This window comes from Chryseobacterium camelliae (assembly GCF_002770595.1).
GTDB classification, from domain to species: Bacteria; Bacteroidota; Bacteroidia; order Flavobacteriales; family Weeksellaceae; genus Chryseobacterium; species Chryseobacterium camelliae.
This window is the reverse complement of record NZ_CP022986.1, coordinates 1,966,877-1,983,627: the sequence shown is the minus strand read 5'-3', so window position 1 is coordinate 1,983,627 and position 16,751 is coordinate 1,966,877. Positions and strand designations below refer to the sequence as shown.

General features: G+C 42.9%; 14 protein-coding genes. 4 read left to right on the top strand and 10 right to left on the bottom strand.

Translation table 11 applies throughout. The features are described 5' to 3' along the window. Nucleotides 1–45 precede the first annotated feature (45 nt). Both CGB83_RS09020 and deoC read left to right on the top strand, forming a co-directional pair. The gene (locus CGB83_RS09020; protein WP_100075499.1) at nt 46–516 is read left to right on the top strand and encodes an Lrp/AsnC ligand binding domain-containing protein; all 471 of its coding nucleotides are present in this window, start codon (nt 46–48) and stop codon (nt 514–516) included. 10 nt (nt 517–526) lie between these two features. After that, on the top strand, nt 527–1,270 hold the full coding sequence (gene deoC / locus CGB83_RS09015; RefSeq protein WP_100075498.1) for a deoxyribose-phosphate aldolase: 744 nt from the start codon (nt 527–529) through the stop codon (nt 1,268–1,270). A gap of 62 nt (nt 1,271–1,332) precedes the next feature. On the opposite strand, the gene dusB is transcribed toward deoC, so the two are convergent. Then, on the bottom strand, nt 1,333–2,328 hold the full coding sequence (gene dusB, locus CGB83_RS09010; protein ID WP_100075497.1) for a tRNA dihydrouridine synthase DusB: 996 nt from the start codon (nt 2,326–2,328) through the stop codon (nt 1,333–1,335). Nucleotides 2,329–2,432: 104 nt separating this feature from the next. Beyond that, nucleotides 2,433–5,564 (bottom strand): hypothetical protein, encoded by a 3,132-nt coding sequence (locus tag CGB83_RS09005; RefSeq protein ID WP_100077554.1) that lies wholly within the window; start codon nt 5,562–5,564, stop codon nt 2,433–2,435. A 255-nt stretch (nt 5,565–5,819) separates the two neighbouring features. Between CGB83_RS09005 and CGB83_RS09000 the strand changes: the two genes are divergently transcribed. Continuing rightward, complete coding sequence (locus tag CGB83_RS09000; RefSeq protein WP_100075496.1) at nt 5,820–6,590, top strand: carbohydrate binding domain-containing protein; 771 nt, start codon at nt 5,820–5,822, stop codon at nt 6,588–6,590. An 81-nt stretch (nt 6,591–6,671) separates the two neighbouring features. On the opposite strand, the gene CGB83_RS08995 is transcribed toward CGB83_RS09000, so the two are convergent. From CGB83_RS08995 to CGB83_RS08960, 8 genes are all read right to left on the bottom strand, one after another. Continuing rightward, nucleotides 6,672–9,455 carry a gluzincin family metallopeptidase gene (locus tag CGB83_RS08995; protein ID WP_228420147.1) on the bottom strand — a complete coding sequence of 928 codons (2,784 nt, stop codon included), beginning with the start codon at nt 9,453–9,455 and terminating at the stop codon, nt 6,672–6,674. 85 nt (nt 9,456–9,540) lie between these two features. After that, nucleotides 9,541–10,920 (bottom strand): orotidine-5'-phosphate decarboxylase, encoded by a 1,380-nt coding sequence (pyrF, locus tag CGB83_RS08990; RefSeq protein ID WP_100075494.1) that lies wholly within the window; start codon nt 10,918–10,920, stop codon nt 9,541–9,543. 159 nt (nt 10,921–11,079) lie between these two features. Further along, complete coding sequence (locus tag CGB83_RS08985; protein WP_100075493.1) at nt 11,080–11,427, bottom strand: YkvA family protein; 348 nt, start codon at nt 11,425–11,427, stop codon at nt 11,080–11,082. Nucleotides 11,428–11,507: 80 nt separating this feature from the next. Then, nucleotides 11,508–12,047, bottom strand: a complete 540-nt coding sequence (locus CGB83_RS08980; protein WP_100075492.1) for a TlpA family protein disulfide reductase — start codon at nt 12,045–12,047, stop codon at nt 11,508–11,510. Continuing rightward, the gene (locus tag CGB83_RS08975) at nt 12,044–12,607 is read right to left on the bottom strand and encodes a thioredoxin family protein (protein ID WP_100075491.1); all 564 of its coding nucleotides are present in this window, start codon (nt 12,605–12,607) and stop codon (nt 12,044–12,046) included. Before CGB83_RS08975 ends, CGB83_RS08980 begins: the two co-directional genes overlap by 4 nt. Before the next feature lie 11 nt (nt 12,608–12,618). Beyond that, nucleotides 12,619–13,689 (bottom strand): chorismate synthase, encoded by a 1,071-nt coding sequence (gene aroC, locus CGB83_RS08970; protein ID WP_100075490.1) that lies wholly within the window; start codon nt 13,687–13,689, stop codon nt 12,619–12,621. 48 nt (nt 13,690–13,737) lie between these two features. Further along, complete coding sequence (locus tag CGB83_RS08965) at nt 13,738–15,375, bottom strand: LIC_10190 family membrane protein (protein ID WP_228420146.1); 1,638 nt, start codon at nt 15,373–15,375, stop codon at nt 13,738–13,740. A 51-nt stretch (nt 15,376–15,426) separates the two neighbouring features. Continuing rightward, the gene (locus CGB83_RS08960; protein WP_100075489.1) at nt 15,427–15,972 is read right to left on the bottom strand and encodes a YMGG-like glycine zipper-containing protein; all 546 of its coding nucleotides are present in this window, start codon (nt 15,970–15,972) and stop codon (nt 15,427–15,429) included. 243 nt (nt 15,973–16,215) lie between these two features. On the opposite strand from CGB83_RS08960, the gene CGB83_RS08955 reads away from it, so the two are divergent. Then, nucleotides 16,216–16,665: a hypothetical protein gene (locus CGB83_RS08955; RefSeq protein WP_100075488.1), complete on the top strand. Its 450-nt coding sequence runs from the start codon at nt 16,216–16,218 to the stop codon at nt 16,663–16,665. Nucleotides 16,666–16,751: the final 86 nt, after the last annotated feature.

Genomic DNA, 16,751 nt, shown 5'->3' with positions numbered 1-16,751 from the left:
GAATAAAGGTTTAAGCAAAAACATAAATAGCAAAAAGTAGAACAGATGAAAAATTCAGCTAACACTAGTTATCATTTAGATTCAATCGACAAAGAAATCATCTACATGTTGATGGACAACGCCAAGACTTCTCTGGCACACATTTCTAAGAACGTAGGTATTTCTACCACTGCAGTACACCAGAGGATTAAAAAACTGGAACAGGCAGGGGTGATCGAAAATTCAATTTCTTTCCTGAATCCAAAAAAAATCGGGTATAAGGTAACCTCATACATTGGTGTATTCCTGGATCAGCCAAGTCACTATCCTGACATGGTGAAATCCCTTAATGACATTAATGAAGTGGTGGAAGCCCACTATACTACCGGAAATTATACGATTTTCCTGAAAGTCCTGTGCAAGGATAATGACCACCTGATGCAGATCCTGAGCAAGCTTCAGAAGCTGAAAGGGGTAACAAGAACAGAAACTTTCATATCTTTGGAGCAGGGTATTTACAGACAACTGAAAGTATAATCAAAGATTTATGAACATCGCTCAATATTTGGATGCAACCTACCTGAAGACTCCGCAACAGTCGGGGATTTCAGAAGAAGAAACAGTACAGAAAGACAGGGAACTCGCACAGGAAGCCATAGACCATGGCATTTTTGCGGTGATGATCCGCCCGGAATACGTTTCAGAAATTAAGAAATACATCCAGGCCAGGAATTCAGATGTTGCGGTGGGAACAGTCATTGGTTTTCATGAGGGGACTTATAGTACCGAAGAAAAACTTGCCGAAGCCTCTCAGGCTATTGAGGACGGAGCGGATGAACTGGACTTTGTGATCAATTACAAAGCATATACCCAGGGTAACCTGGAGCTTGTAAAAGAAGAGTTCCTGAAAGGGACGGATCTCTGCCTCAGGCATCATAAGATCGTGAAGTGGATTATTGAAATCGCTGCCCTCAGTGACGACCAGATTGCTGATCTTACCCACAAGATTTCAGACTGGGCAGAACAGCATTTTGATCATCAGGATCTGCCTCGTATTTTTGTGAAATCCTCTACAGGTTTTTACGAAACATCAGACGGCAAACCTAACGGAGCTACCTTCGAAGGAATCCGGATCATGCTTGATCATGCCGGGAAGCTTTCTGTAAAGGCAGCCGGAGGAGTAAGGACTCCCGGGGATGCTGAAAGAATGATCAACATGGGCGTAAAGAGAATCGGAACTTCCTCTGCACTCGCCTTACTCAAGGATGAGCCTGCCGCAGGAGGGTACTGACCGAAAGAAAAATTGATACATACAACAAACCCATCATGACGTGATGGGTTTGTTGTATATTATTATACCTGTTCCTGATAGTGGTTATAAAAATCCTGTGTTTCCAGGATTAACGCGTCCATTTCAGCGAGGGTGAAAACTTCAAGAAATTTTTTCCTGAATTCTTTAAAGTGAGGCACGCCACGGAAATAATTGCTGTAATGCTGTCTCATTTCAACAAGTCCCAGACGTTCGCCTTTCCATTCTGCGCTCCATTCCGCATGCTGCTTTACGGCAAGAAGACGGTCGGAAATGGTCGGCGCAGGCAAATGTTCACCGGTCTTAAAAAAATGTTTGATCTCATTGAATATCCATGGATAGCCTATGGCTGCACGGCCGATCATAATCCCGTCACAGGCATATTTCTGTTTGTATTCCAGCGCTTTTTCAGGAGAGTCCACGTCGCCGTTCCCGAAAATAGGAATTTCAATATTCGGGTTCTGCTTGATCCTGGAAATATGTTCCCAGTCTGCTTCACCTTTATACATTTGTGCACGGGTCCTTGCATGGATCGTCAGTGCCTTGATCCCCGTTTCCTGAAGGCGTTCGGCAACTTCATCAATATTGATGGATGTACTGTCCCATCCCAGACGGGTTTTTACCGTAACCGGAAGATGGGTAGAGGTTACTACGGCTTTCGTAAGGCGGACCATCAGGTCGATATCTTTCAGTACCCCTGCACCCGCACCTTTGCAGACCACTTTCTTTACAGGGCATCCGAAATTGATGTCTACCAGATCGGGATTTACGGTTTCCACAATCCTTGCTGACATGGCCATGGCTTCTTCATCACCCCCGAAAATCTGTATTCCCACCGGCCTTTCATAATCGAAAATATCCAGTTTCTTACGGCTTTTGATGGCATCACGAATCAGTCCCTCGGAAGAAATAAATTCTGAATACATCATATCTGCACCGTGCATTTTACAAAGCCTTCTGAAGGGCGGGTCGCTTACATCCTCCATCGGGGCCAGCAGAAGCGGGAATTCAGGAAGCTCTATATTGCCAATTTTTATCATGGTGCAAATTTACAAAACTTTCACATAATGAAAGATATGATGATTATGTTAAATAATAGAGGATGCAAAAGCCGTATTATGATCTTTTTACAATGGATAAAAAGTTAAAAACTTGCCTTTACCTGCATGCTTCCGATGTGAATGGTCCGGTCCCCGGAATTCCTGCCCTCATAGTTCAGGTTCAGCTGCAGGAAGGAATTGATGGCCTGCTGTATGAATACACTCCACACTTCATTTCTTCCCGGTTTCAGGCCGTCCAGCATCTGGTTTCCAACAATGCTGAAGCTGTTTCCCGTAAAATCATTGTTAATGAAGGAAAAATTCCCCCTTATTGAAGTTTTCCTCCGTTCCCACTGTATTGTTCCCGTCACATCAAAGGCCTTCAGGAATTCTTCACCATCAAGACGCTGCTTCTGCCGGTAGCCTGAAGAAAGCTCGGCCTGGATGGCATCAGTGAATTTATAGGTAGCTTTTGGCTTGGTTTCGATATTGCTCAGCCTGAAATCCCGGGTAGCAAACAGCTGTGATGAGTTCTGTACTGCATGGACAGAGTTTTCCCAGTCCACCCTGAATTCCTTATTGAACCAGTACCCGATGTTCAGGAACTGTGAGGTCTGCTGCCGTTCCTCATTGCTGAAATTGGCGTTGATCAGGTTATCATTGGCAATAAAGCGGTAGTTTCCATTCCATCCGGATTTATCCGTCGGACTAAACTGAACCGAGGCGAGGATATTCTGGTTTTTGAGGATCTGGTCCTGGTTTTTTTCAAAAGGATTCAGGACAAGCACTTTATCCCTCTTATAAAATGAGTTCTGTGAATTGAGGGATATATTGAAATTCCACCGTTTTAAAAATGCATTTTCGGAATTGAAAACTACCGACGGATTCACAAAAAGGGCCAGCTGTATTTTATTTTTGTTGGACGGGATGTACCGCACTGAATTGGTATACACCCTGATGTACTGGGCAAGATCCGAATATTCCGCGATCTCGAATTCATCCAGCTGCTGCACACCGTCTCCGTTATAATCGGTCCACTTGTAGACTCCCTGTCCGTCCGTTACCTTGATGTACTGGAATTCCCGCTGCGCTTCCTGGCCGTTCCCGAGTTCATAAAATGCCTGCAGGCGCATCCCGTTGCGGAAAAGCTGCTGATTGTAGAGGATATTGCCGACTACGAAATCATTGTTCCTGGAAAGGTCCACATCCTGGTTCTGGTAAAAGAATTTCCTGTAATGCAGCAAAGCATTCAGGGTTGTTTTCTGTGTCTTGATGATCTGGCTTTCTGCCATGAAGCCGAGAATATTATTCATATTCTGAAGCCTGTTGTCCCGTACGGAATCATTATCCCGCATGTATACTTTGGCCAGGAGTTTTGTTCTGGTACTGTCACCTATTTTTTTCTGGACAAAGACTTCTTTCCAGCTGAAGCTGGTTACATCCATCAGCTGAGTATCATTGTACTTCTTTTCATTGTGCTCCATACTTCCCCCGATTGCCCAGCTGCCTTTCTTACCTCCGTATTCTGTAGAAACACCACCTCTTATGAACTTGGTATCCTGTACAATGGAATTGGTGTTTAGATAGGAAAGGCTTCCTTTGGTGAGGAACTTGTTTTTCAGCCAGCTGAAATCCAGGTCGTTTTTAAAGCCTTTATAAGAATCTTTTTCATCCAGGTAGTTCACCCTGTAATTAGCGGAAGCGGTAGTGCCCCATTTATTCAGGAAGCTGAAGATAAACCTGTTCTGCGTAATCTGGTTGAACTCCTGCGTTAAGTTGAAGTCCCGGGAAAATTCCACATCATTGATCCGGTCCAGAATGTGGAACTGGCGGTCGATATACTGGTATTCGAAGCTTGGTGTCCCTTTCCAGCTGTTTTTCTTGAAGGTCTTATTCCCGAAAACACGCCATGCATATCCTGTATTCTGATCAGCATCTTTAGAGGAGAAAAGGTTGATGTCATAGTTGCTTAATGAAATATCTGCACCGATCTTTCCTTCTTTCAGCAGGTATTCCGTATTGAATGAGTACACCTGGGATTTCTGAGGGGAAGGAAGCTTCCTTACTGCCCTGTAATCTCCTGCATTAGGTCCGGCATATTGGAATACCCGTCCGTTATTGGTGGTCTGTGTAATTTTGTAATCTCCGAGATTGGCCCCGAAATAAGTGAAGGAAACCTGGTATAAGGTTTCATTGGCGTTGGTGGAGAATTCATAATAATTACCGTTCGGATCCTGGACAAGGCGGTAGAGGATTTTATTGACGTCATAAGGCGTGACCACTCCAGATGGAGCGTACATCAGGTTCTGATTGTTACCTGCATTCGCCAGGATCTGTTCGTCTTCAGAAGAAAGATTCAGGGACAAAGGAGCATTTTTATTGTCATTTTCCATAAACCAGTTGAATCCCATCCTCAGTTTTTCCCGTGTATGTTCCACTTTTCCGGTAAATAGGTACCTGGAGTAATTCCTGTTGGTATAATTATAGGAAATCGTAATAAAATTCTGCTGGAAAATCGGCCTGAAACTGGTAAATGTTACCTCGCCGGTATTGTAATTGATGACGTAGTCCTGATTTTCCCCTCGCTTCATAAGGATTCCGTCAATGAATACCTGTTCAGAACCGGAGATCAGCGTAATGAACTGTTCGCCGTTTTTCCCGGTAAGCCGGTAAGGCCCCTGGTTTCCTTCAACACCCTGGAAACGTACCCTGTGAAATTCACTTCGGGCCACTCCCATAGATACATCCACGAATGTTTTATTTTCTTTACCGAATTGCGTCTGAAACTCAAGGCCCATGCTCCGCCGCTGGTATTTGGCAAAATAATTTTTCGCTTCCACCAGATCCAGGTGTCCGGCTCTTAATATGGATTTGTCCTTGATGTTGAGCTGCATGTAGATCTTGTCAAATTCTTCCAGCGTCTGGGTATATCCGTCTGCCTGGATGGGCAGGTTGTGATCTGAAATACTTGCCAGGATGGTAACATCTTTAGACAGGCGGCCGGAAATCTGCAGGTCCATGGAACTCTGGACCGATTGCCCCTGGTTGTTCCCGAATGTAATTCCGCGGATGATGGATCCTTTCGAATTCAGCTCACCCAGAAACCGTTTCTTATCATTTTTAGCGAGTACCGCTTCATCCACCACAATCCTGTTGCTTGTCTTTACAAAATCAAGGGTGTCTTTGGAGAAAATATCCTGCTCGAGCCTTGCCGCAAGGATGCTATCTTTTTTCATGGAGTCTTCAGGAAGGTTGGGGTTTTTCCATGAGAAGACCTGGGCATTACTGAAGAATATGCCTATGAAGAAAAGAATGAATATCAGAATATAACCCCGCAAGTCCTGTTAGAAATAATTCGTAAAAATACTTAAAAAATCGTTGATATAAGGACACCAGTATTATTAACAAAAAATTAATCTCTTTATTGTTTTAGGGTTGAAAAATGCTTTTACTTTTGTCGTACAAATTATTAATACTTAAAATTTATACTTATGAAGAAAATCTTTACATTTTTGAGCATCGCAGGATCATTGATTGTTGCCAACGCTCAGAATCTGGTTCAGAATCCGGGGTTCGAAACAGGGACGCTGGCTCCTTGGGCAGCTGGCTGGGTCAGCTCTTATACTGCTCCTACGGTTGTAACTGATGCGCATACGGGCACATATAGTGCCAATTACAATGCTACGGCAACAACCGGATTTTTTCAGAATATCAATGTCACAGCAGGAGCACAATATACATTAAGCTTCTGGTTTAAGGTGAGCGGTTCCGGTAATGGGGCAAGGCTTTGGAGCAGCTTTTTAGATGCCAATGACGGAGTTATTAATCTGGTTAGTGATATGAATAGTGATCCGTTGAGAAATAACAATCTATTTCTCCCTAAAGACGGGACATGGCAACAGAAAGTGGTTACTTTTACAGTTCCTGCTAACGCTACCAGACTACAGCTTCATGTAAGAACGTACAATAATTCTAATGCAACATTTGATGATTTTTCCTTAACAACAGGTACCTTAGCTGTGGGAGAAGTTACTGAATCCAGGCACCGATTAATCAAAAACACCCTTGTTAAAAACGAAACCCTTACGTTCGGCGCCCAGTCAAAAGACGTTAAGATTTACAATATGTTCGGACAGGTTGTGAAAACAGCTTCTGTAAAAGAAAACCAGTTGTTAAATATTGCTGGACTGGCTAAAGGGAACTATATCGTTACCGGTACGGTTAACAACGAGCCGGTTTCTCAGAAAATTTTAGTAGACTAACCAATCTGATAGCAAACAGATGATATAAAAATGAGAGCCGTTCTACAGAATGGCTCTTTTTATTTTTTATGATAAAAAGGATTAATACCAGCCCCGCCGTGCTGCATTGATCACAGAACCCAGGTTTAGGACCAGAGTATACCTGATGCGGCGTGCATAATCTTTGAAGGATGGCTCGAACCCCAGTGATGACTGTACCGGGAAATAGATTTCAAGGAAATCCGGGATGATGCGTACTTTTACGCCCGTATCCCAGATAAACTTGGCCGGCTGGTTTTTATTCTTATACATTCCTGCATCTGCATATACATGGAATATTTTCCATACACTGGAATCTACGTTGAATGAAGTGATCCACTGATTGACCGTGCTCGGAATGAATGACTTAAATCCTCCGTCAGCAAGGATAAACTGCTGGGAAAGAATCCCGCTTGTCGCACTTTCCCCCAGCAAGGTGTAGGAGAAGGCATAGTTGGATACCCTTGATATTCCGTAGTTGAAGGTATTATTACGGGTTTCATTTTTGATGAAGTATCCTGCAAACAGCCTCAGGCTCAGTTTCTGTCTCGGGGCAAATTCCCAGCGGTAAAATCCTTCCGCACTTACCTTATGGAAATCTTCCATCCACTGTGTGCTTACACTCAGGCTTTTTTCATGGATCATCTGGTTATCCGTATACGCATAGCCGGCACTCCATAAATTGTATTTGCCATAATCATTTCTAGCCATCATGGCCGGGCTCAGATCCCGTTCAAGATAATTATAAGAAAATCCGATGCCTCTGCTTACGGTACTCCTTGGATTTTTCTGGAAGTTGATGCTGGAATATAGCGTTGCTTTGCGGTAGGCCAGTTCATAATCATAATGAAAGTAAGATCCCGAGACTCCGAAGGTCAGACTGCGTATGGCACTTTCTGCCGGCAGGAAAGAGTAGGATACCCCTCCTGATCCAGTAAGCTTTCCGGTCCCGGTACTGTAGGTCGGCGTTACGGAATACAGGAATTTCTGATCAAACAGAGACTGGTTTTTGAAATTCATTCCGATCAGGAATTTGTCATACGTATTGCTGAAGCGGACCCTTGGATTGATATAAATTTCATTGAACTCCGGATTAGGGATGTCTTTGATGAATTTTAGTTTGATCTTACGGGTGTTGGCAAAAATTCCTTTCGTATACAGGAAATTATCCCTGAATGTGGATTCCGGAAAGATATAATCATCGTTCAGGGTGATCTTATATACATCAGAAGAAGGTACGGAAGTGAGTGTTGTTCTGCCGTCACCTGTTTCCGTCCAGTATTTTTTTGTTTCTCCCGTACGGTTTTCGGTCTGCAGCTTTACCGGAATGGCTGCATCTGTATTTTTAGAAATCCTGATCTGCAGGGCATCATTTTCTTTTCTGAATCTCTTCAATTTAAAATTGACCCGGTGCTTCCTGTCCATGAAATCGGAAAGGTAATTGCTGGTAGGGTCTTGTGCTGAAAGCTGCTTCAGGAAGTCTTCCGGATCTGCCTGCCGGTCCGTATGATCCCGGATATAATTTCTGATGATCGCATCGAATTTTGCCTCACCCATTTTATCTGCAGTATAGCTGAACAGCGTACCGGTTTCAAAGCTGCTAATGGCCATATCATTAAAGTTGCTCAGAAGGGTATATTCTTCTTTTACTTTCTGGTCCAGGTTCTGAGACATGATGTACTGGTAAGCCAGGCCATAGCGCTCTGTCAGTTTCACCCGGGAGGCATGGAAAAGCTTCAAAGGCTTGAACCCTAATATTTTAGTTTCCGGCAAAGTTCCCAGGATCCTGGTGTCCGGATAAAACTTTTTCAGATACTGCATTTCCAGATAAGACTTCAGTCCGTTTTTAAGCCAGTGGTCTTTTTGTTTGTCCGTAATAACCGTTTCGTCCAGGACTTTTTTGGCCATGATCCCGAAATAATCCTGATCTGTTTTTTCGGCATTGGTGAACATGCGGAATTTGAATTTCCAGAAAGAAATATCATTGTTTCCGAAAAAATCTTCCTTACTCCTGAACTTATCTGAAATAAACATTTTTTCAGGAATGCTGCCTGTTCTTTCCTTGATAAAGGCTAGGTGCAGGGGAAGAAAGAATTCAAGGTTTTGCTTTTCTTCCGGCTTCAGCGGATAACCGAACTGGATTTCTGTATGGATGCCGTCTGCATTTACAGTAATCGAAGGATATTTCTGATCTGAAATGAGGAACTCCGGATCAGAATCCAGATAGCCTCGGAAAGAATTGGCCGATGTTTCAGGAAGGTTGCTTTCGGCATGGTTGCCTGTGGGAAGACTGAAATTGACGGTCCAGAAAGTATTGAAGCTTACGGACTCTTCAATATCGTAATAATCCCTTTTGAAATTATTGTCCGGATCAAAATGATCCGGAACAATAAAAAAATATTTTAAGGCAATATCGTGCTCAGATGTTCCGTAACCGGTAAACCGTTTATCAGGAAGCTGAAGCTGATAGTGCAGGTGTAGCGTAATATTCTTACCGGGTTCTAAAGGCCGGGACAGCGCCAGGAAAATGTTTTCACCGGCCGGGCTGTCAACTGGAATGGGCTGACCGGAATCTCCTGAAATATTCAGTCCGGAAACTTCACCCAGCTGCTCTTTACGGGCAAAATGAAGGTCATTGTTCCTGTCTTCCAGTTTACGGTATACCAGAGAAGTATTTCTCTTTTGGTAGGCCACAACCCAATTCAGCAGCTTAACGAAGTCCAGCGGTTTTTCAGAATGATTGTAATACACAATCCTCTGATCGATGCTCATCGTTTTCCTGTCCGGAGAGAGCCTGGCTTCCACACTGATGCTGTCTTTCTGTGCAGATACCTCTGCTATGCCCAAAAGCAAAATAAGACTTATACTAACCTTTTTCAATATCCCGATAAAGTATCAAATATAACTTATTTTGAATAAATTAAGAAAAAAATTACACTTCCGCAGGATTTTTTTCTAAAGATTGCAGATAAGCATTCCATCCTTCGTTTTTATAATTCAGGGCTGCTTTTTCGGCATCTTCAGCTTTGTAAATGCCTCTTCCTACGATCATGAAGTCTGTGTGAAGCGTTTTGAATACGTGTTCAGGCGTATTGTACTGCTGTCCTTTTCCGTCTCCTGAATCCGCAAGGTTCACGCCGGGTGTAAACAGAAGGATATCCTCCGGAACTTTGTTCTGGGAAACAGCACCGATAACATTCGGGTGAGACAACGCAATATTCAGGGCCTCCTCACGGTAGCTGTTGGTGGTAAGCGTACCTTTGGATGACATCCCGATGATGGCTACCACTCCTACATTGGTAAAGCAGTCCAGGGATTCAAATCCTCCGATAACCTGTGAGGTCACAAAGTCTGCCCAGTCCGTAATTTTAAACACGCCGCTGGTAAACTGAAGTTCCTGCGTATTTCCGATATCAGCGAATTTACGGTCTTCCATGAGCAGGAACTGGTGCTTAAGCGCCAATTCCTTTAATGGGAGTATGGTTTTTTCATAGTCGAAATCGGAGAGGATATCGATATGGGTTTTAAGGGCGATAATGTGCGGGCCGGTTTTTTCGGCCAGATCTAACAATTCCTGCGTTGTGGTAACATCCGCAGAAGCAATAAGGTTGGATTTCTTGGCTAATGCGATTTCCAGTAACTTTTTTGAAACGGAATGCTGTGCGCATTTCAGTTTGCTTTCATAAGACTGGCGGTATTCTTCTTTAAACTGGACGTGGTTTCCTTTCAGGAAATCCTGGATCCTCTGTACTTCATCATCTGCGAGCTTACCGTCTTCCTTAAGGATAGAGCATACTTCGGATATGCTGAACAATGTATGAACACGGTATCCTTTGCTTTCCAGAAGCTGCTTTCCGCCCTGTTCACGGTCCAGGACCACTACGATATCCGCTACCTTGAGGTCTTCCTGCTCAATTTCAGCAATCGTTTCAATCAGGGATTTTCCGGAAGTAATGACATCTTCTACCAGAAGGCAGTTATGCCCCTTCTGATAAATGCCTTCGATCATCTTTTTAGTCCCGTATTCTTTGGCCTCCTTTCTCTTAATGATCAGCGGAATATAGCTTTCCAGTGACATGGCTGTAGCCATAGGCAGAGCAGCATAAGGAACTCCGCAGATCAGGTCGAAATTATCCAGCGGAAGCATGTCCAGAAGATAATTAGCCAGGTTTTTAAGGATTTTAGGATCAGAAGCAAGGGGTCTCAAATCCACATAAAACGGACTTTCTATACCGCTTTTCAGGGTGAACCTCCCAAACTTGATGATGCCGAGTTTGTAGCATTCTAAAAAGAAATCTTTTTTACTTTCCATTATTTATTATTAGATGTTGCAAATTTAAGGATTTGAAAGTGAATAGGGAAATCTGCCCTACAGGTTTACATCAACGATCAGGCATTATCCGTTGCAGAGATCAGGTCAATAGGCATAAAAAACCATTCCGGTAAGGAATGGCTTGGTAATGTCTGTGCTTTATTTTATAATCTCGGCATCAATGACGTTGGTTGAGGAAGAGGAATATTTCTGCTCTGCTTCCCACAGCAAAAATTTATCAACTTCCTTAATGAGCTTCGGGATGGTGATTGACAAAACAGCCAGGTCATCCATCACTCCCAGTACAGGTATTGCTACCTCAGGAAGAAGATCGATAGGAGAGATCACATACAATAACCCCAACAGCGGCAGCATCATGTCTATGGATCTGATAGGATAGAGTCCTTTTCTCCACATATTGATCATTCTGAAAATGTCAGGTATTTTTCTGACAAATCCTTTATGATTGATAGCCTCTTTAGCAAGGCTCAGTTTAGAATACTTCATTTTGTCTTCGGTTTATAACGGATTTAGATTCAGAAAATTCGCAAATTCTGTACCAAATAAGTATAAAATTTAGTTAAATCTTATTGGGTTACCGTATCGATAAACCGGTGCACAGACTCTGTATTCCAGTCTTTTGAAGCATCTTCTTTCATCAGGATTCTGCCGTTTTTCCCCAGCAGGTAGGTGGTTGGGAAAACTTTGGGCAGCAGCTTTTCAGAGATGGGACTCTGTGCAATATATACAGGGACAGAATAATTATTTTCTTTCAGGAATTTTCTGACGGCATCCTCCTGGTCATTCATTGCAATCAGTATAAAGTCCACCTTATCTTTTCTGCCTTCATATAATTTCTGGATCATAGGCCATTCCTGCCGGCACGGCGGGCACCATGTTCCCCAGAAATTAAGGAAAACCGTTTTGTCTTTGAAATTCTTAAGATTAGTGTCCGGCACATTGATGCCCTGCAGCTCTATATCATAGTCTTCGGCAGGAACAGTCACTGCATTTTCAATGGTCGCTACAGGAAAGAACTGTTCCTGGAGGAAGTTCTTCACTCCGGGGATCAGGAATATACCGGCTATCACCAGTACTAGGATAATGTAAATGATTCCTTTTTTCATAGCAGATCCAGAATTTCCTGCACCGCATCTTTGCCTCTGTTTTTAGCATAATAGATTTGCAGGTCATTATAAAAATGTTCTTTAGGATAGCCATCAGGATCAACCTTGTGCTTCATCAGCAATTCTCTTCCGTAGGCAGGCCTCGGTCCCCAGGAAGCTTTCACCCCATTATTTTCATCCAGGATGATTACTTTCGGGATCGATTCCGTACCATTGGTCAGGAACTGGCTGATCAGGCTTTTATCGGAATCCCTGAGGAAAATTTTCACGTCGTTGTGGCCTTCAAAGAATTTTACCAGTGCAGGAACCGTGGCGCTGGCATCACCGCACCATACTTCGGAAATAATCAGGATCTTTCCGGTAAACTGCTTGGTTTCAAGTTCAGCAAGCTGCTCCGGATCCGGGAGGTATTTTTTCAGTGTCCTCTCAATTCTCTGTAGCCCCAGTTCGTAATACGGCTTATATTCCAGGTCATGTTCGTTGCCCGGATATTCCAGCCTCTGTTTTCCTATAGCCACATATTCGTTAAACGTAATGGCATTTTCCCAGTAATTTTTCATTACCAAAATATTTAAAAATGGTTGATATTTCTTGTTTTATCGATCAGGTATAAATCTGCCAGGACAAAAGCAGCCAGGCTTTCCACCACCGGTACGGCCCGTGGCAGCACACATGGATCATGTCTACCCTTGCCTTCCACCATGACCGCATTACCGTCACGGTCAACACTTTCCTGAGGCCGCAGAACCGTAGCAACCGGTTTGAATGCTACCCGGAAATAAATGTCCATACCGTTTGAAATTCCGCCCTGGATCCCGCCCGAGAGGTTGGACTGGGTGGTGAAATCGGTATTAAAAAGATCATTGTGTTCCTTCCCGGTCATTTTGGCGCCGCAGAATCCGCTTCCGTATTCAAAGCCTTTACATGCATTGATATTCAGCATGGCTTTCGCCAGTTCAGCCTGCAGTTTTGAGAAAACAGGCTCTCCGATACCGGCAGGAACGTTTTTGATGACACAGGTAATAGTTCCGCCTATGGTATTGCCTTCTTTTTTTATTTCCTTGATACGGGCAATCATTTTTTCTGCAGTTTCTGCGTCAGGACAGCGCACTTCATTACTTTCCGTAAGGGAAAAGTCTAGTGCCTGATAAGGTTTTTCACAGAAAATATCACCTACGGAAGACACATAGGCATTGATTTCAACAGTCTTTAAAAGCTGTTTTGCCAATGCTCCGGCTACGACCCAGTTCATGGTTTCCCGGGCAGAAGATTTTCCGCCACCGCGGTAATCCCTGATGCCGAATTTCCGGTCATAGGTAAAATCAGCATGGCTTGGGCGGTAAGACTGTGCAATATGATCGTAATCTTTTGATTTCTGATTTTCGTTTTCAATAATAAACCCGATCGGCGTCCCGGTAGTCTGCCCTTCAAAAATTCCTGAAAGAAACCGTACGGTATCGCTTTCTTTTCTTTGGGTAACAATAGCGGATTGCCCTGGTTTCCTGCGGTCCAGCTCATACTGGATCTGATCCTGATCTATCATCAGCCCGGAAGGGAAATTATTGATGATGCCGCCATAAGCCGGCCCATGACTTTCCCCAAATGTGGTAAGATTGAGAAGATTGCCTAAAGTATTCAACATAGATACAAATTTACAGCTTTTTTTTAAGGGAAGAAGCGAACGAGGAGTCTATTGATAGCTTTTTTCGATGGTGTGCATAACCTCTTTTACCTGGTGTTGTTCTTCCGGCGTCAGTTTCTTATATCTGAAGCCTTGCCGTATATCCCTTTTATCTTTCAGCTGAGGAAATACGCCTGCCCGGGCATATTCAAAAATATAGCTTTCCGAAATGGCAGGAAGGGGAGTGTCAAAATTAAAAGGGTATTTTTCCGATACATGAAAAGAAAGATTACCGACTTTAAAAGACCTGAAACGGTTGTACTGATAAACAGAAGGCCGGTACAGCTGTTGCCTTTCGAAATTTCCCATAAAACGTCCCGGCCTGAAACTGGGAACCAAAGCCTGAAGTGCCAAAGGAAAAGTGAGGCATCCTATGGAAGCCATGCTTAAACCGAGGCAGATGCTGATTGCGCTTTTTCTGCTGACATGTGATCGGCAAAGAATAAAAAAGACAACAAAAAATACATCAATGAAAAAGCGGTATTGTGCGGAGAATATAAGGACCAGGATGCACTTGGTTACCAAAGCAATGCATATACAGGTAAGTACTCTGTTTTTTTTGATCACTGTATAAACAATAAAAATAGTCAGTATAACAACGAAGGAAATGTGAATGGCTGATTTGATTCCTGTAAGAAAAAGCCAATGACTTATGGATTCCACGACAGAGAATTGCCGGATAGCATCATAAGAATACTGCATATCATACGTTTTCTGCACTGCATATTGGGAAGACAGCCTCAATACTTCAGGATCCGGTTTCCATGATATTCCGAAATCTCCCAATGCTACCGGAAACACAGGGTAACCAAATGTCCACAGGTTTTTAAAGAAAAACAGGATCAGGATAAAGATTCCAAAAGCCATTTTCCTAAAGGAAGATTTTATAATGAAAATAGCGTAGAGAAAGCTCAGGATCGGAAGCCAGATCATGGTCGGTTTTATGGCAAAAACCCATACTGAAAGTCCGAAAAGGACTGCCGTATTTCTGTTTCCGTTCAGGATCTCATTCAGGATGATTAATGAAATCACCAGGACGGGTAAGTCCGGACTGGGGGATTGGGTGAAGAATAGAAAAAAGGGAACCAGGCAGAGCTGTACCCAGCTTTTCTTTTCAATAATATAAACTGTATAGGTAATGAGCAATACAGAATTGATCCTTAAAAACGGGTCTGCAATTCCGGAAAAACCCGCCTGGAATATATGCCACACTGACATTTGCCCGAGAATCAGATCCAGGTTTGAAATCCCCTGAGCCAGCCCGTAAGTATGAAGCCACCGGACAGTGGGAACATAATACCCGAAATGATCCAGGATAAAAGGGTAAAAAGAGCTGCTGAACAGTATAATAAATGTAATTATCAATAATAGAATGTTATCTTTTTTCGATAAGCAATACAATTCTTTGTACAATTTTTCTTTGAAGAAAAAAAACACTCCTGCTGCGATAACCGGTATTTCAGTATATGTATTGAGAGGGAGAAAAAAAGCAGTAACCGTCCACACTAAGCTTATTCCTGCCATTCCCATGATTATTTTGGCCGCTATTCCCTGTGAAAACCTGCATCCGGAATAATGCTGCATGGCATGGCCCATACCCATAAGGACCGGAAGAATCAAAAGACAGGAAAGGAACAGTAAGGCCATAAAAAAAGATTGCTTAAAAATAAGCAATCTTTTTATGATGTATGCGAAATGTTAATTTCTAGGGGTTACCCTTCCGTCTTTTCTATCCTGTGACCTACCGATGGTATATCCGGTAGCACCACCAACAACCCCACCAATGACAGCACCAAGACCTCTGTTCTTCCTGCTGATGATAGCTCCTGCTGCTGCACCACCAACTGTACCGATGATGGTACCTTTAGCCGCTTTACTCATCCCTTTTTTCTGGGTCGTTCCCTGAGATGCACTGCTTCCGTTATTGGCATATGATCCGTTAGATCCGGAATTATAATTCCTGTCTCTGTACACCGTTCTGGTTTCCCTGATCACTTTTGGAGTAGAAGCAGCGGCTGCAGCTGTTTTGGCTTTTTGTGCTTCTGCAATACTGTCCGCTTTTTTCTGCGTTTCATAAGCCATCCTCTCTTTTTCTATGGCAAGTTTCTGTTTTTCTATTTCAAGCTGCCTCATCTGAAACTCAATTTTCTGCTGTTCCAGTGATTTTTCAGCAATCTGATCATCTTTTTTACAGGCTGTCAGTAAGAAAACTGATACAAGCCCTGTGAGCATTATACGTTTCATAATTCAAATTTTTAACAGTGGAATAACTGCTCTCGCATATAATCCATACCACATAATTTCAATAATAGCGCCAAACATGAGTTAAGTAATGTTAAAATCGGATCAGCTAACATGAATTTTTGTACAGTAGCACTCTTTTTAAGACTCTCAATCCGATAACTCATAACATAATATTAATTTAAAGATCAGTTTAGATCAAATTCATTGTAATTGGTTACTTTTAAAGAACCAAAATTATATAATATGAAAAATCAGATTTTTAAGGTTCTGGCAGTCGCCGGAGTATTGTGTTTTATGTCAGGATGTTCTTCCGATAATGACCTGACAACAGAGAATCCTGTACAGGATGTTACCGCTAAATCTGCCGGTACATCAAAAGCCAAAACGTACCGGATACGATATGGCATGATGACACAAAGTGGAGAGAAGACATTATCCGGGAGTTATGATGTCGGTAGTTTTATAGCGACCAATACCCAGACCGGAGAGTCTTATGATACTTATGCTGGCGGCGGCTTACAGGCACTGCCGGTTTATATGGAAGGGATTCCTGCAGGAACCTATACTTTTACGGCCCAGCAGGGACAGGGTGGCTGGGTAGGCTATGGTTCGGTAACAGGTACGGTTTCTGATCAGCAGGTGGATGCAGATGGATACATTACGGTATACATTCCTATTGCCTGGGCAGAATAAAATAAAAGGAATGCTGTGTTATAGCTGAATTATTGCATAAAATTTTTATATTAGCATCTTCAATGTAAAACTGGTATGGTATTTTA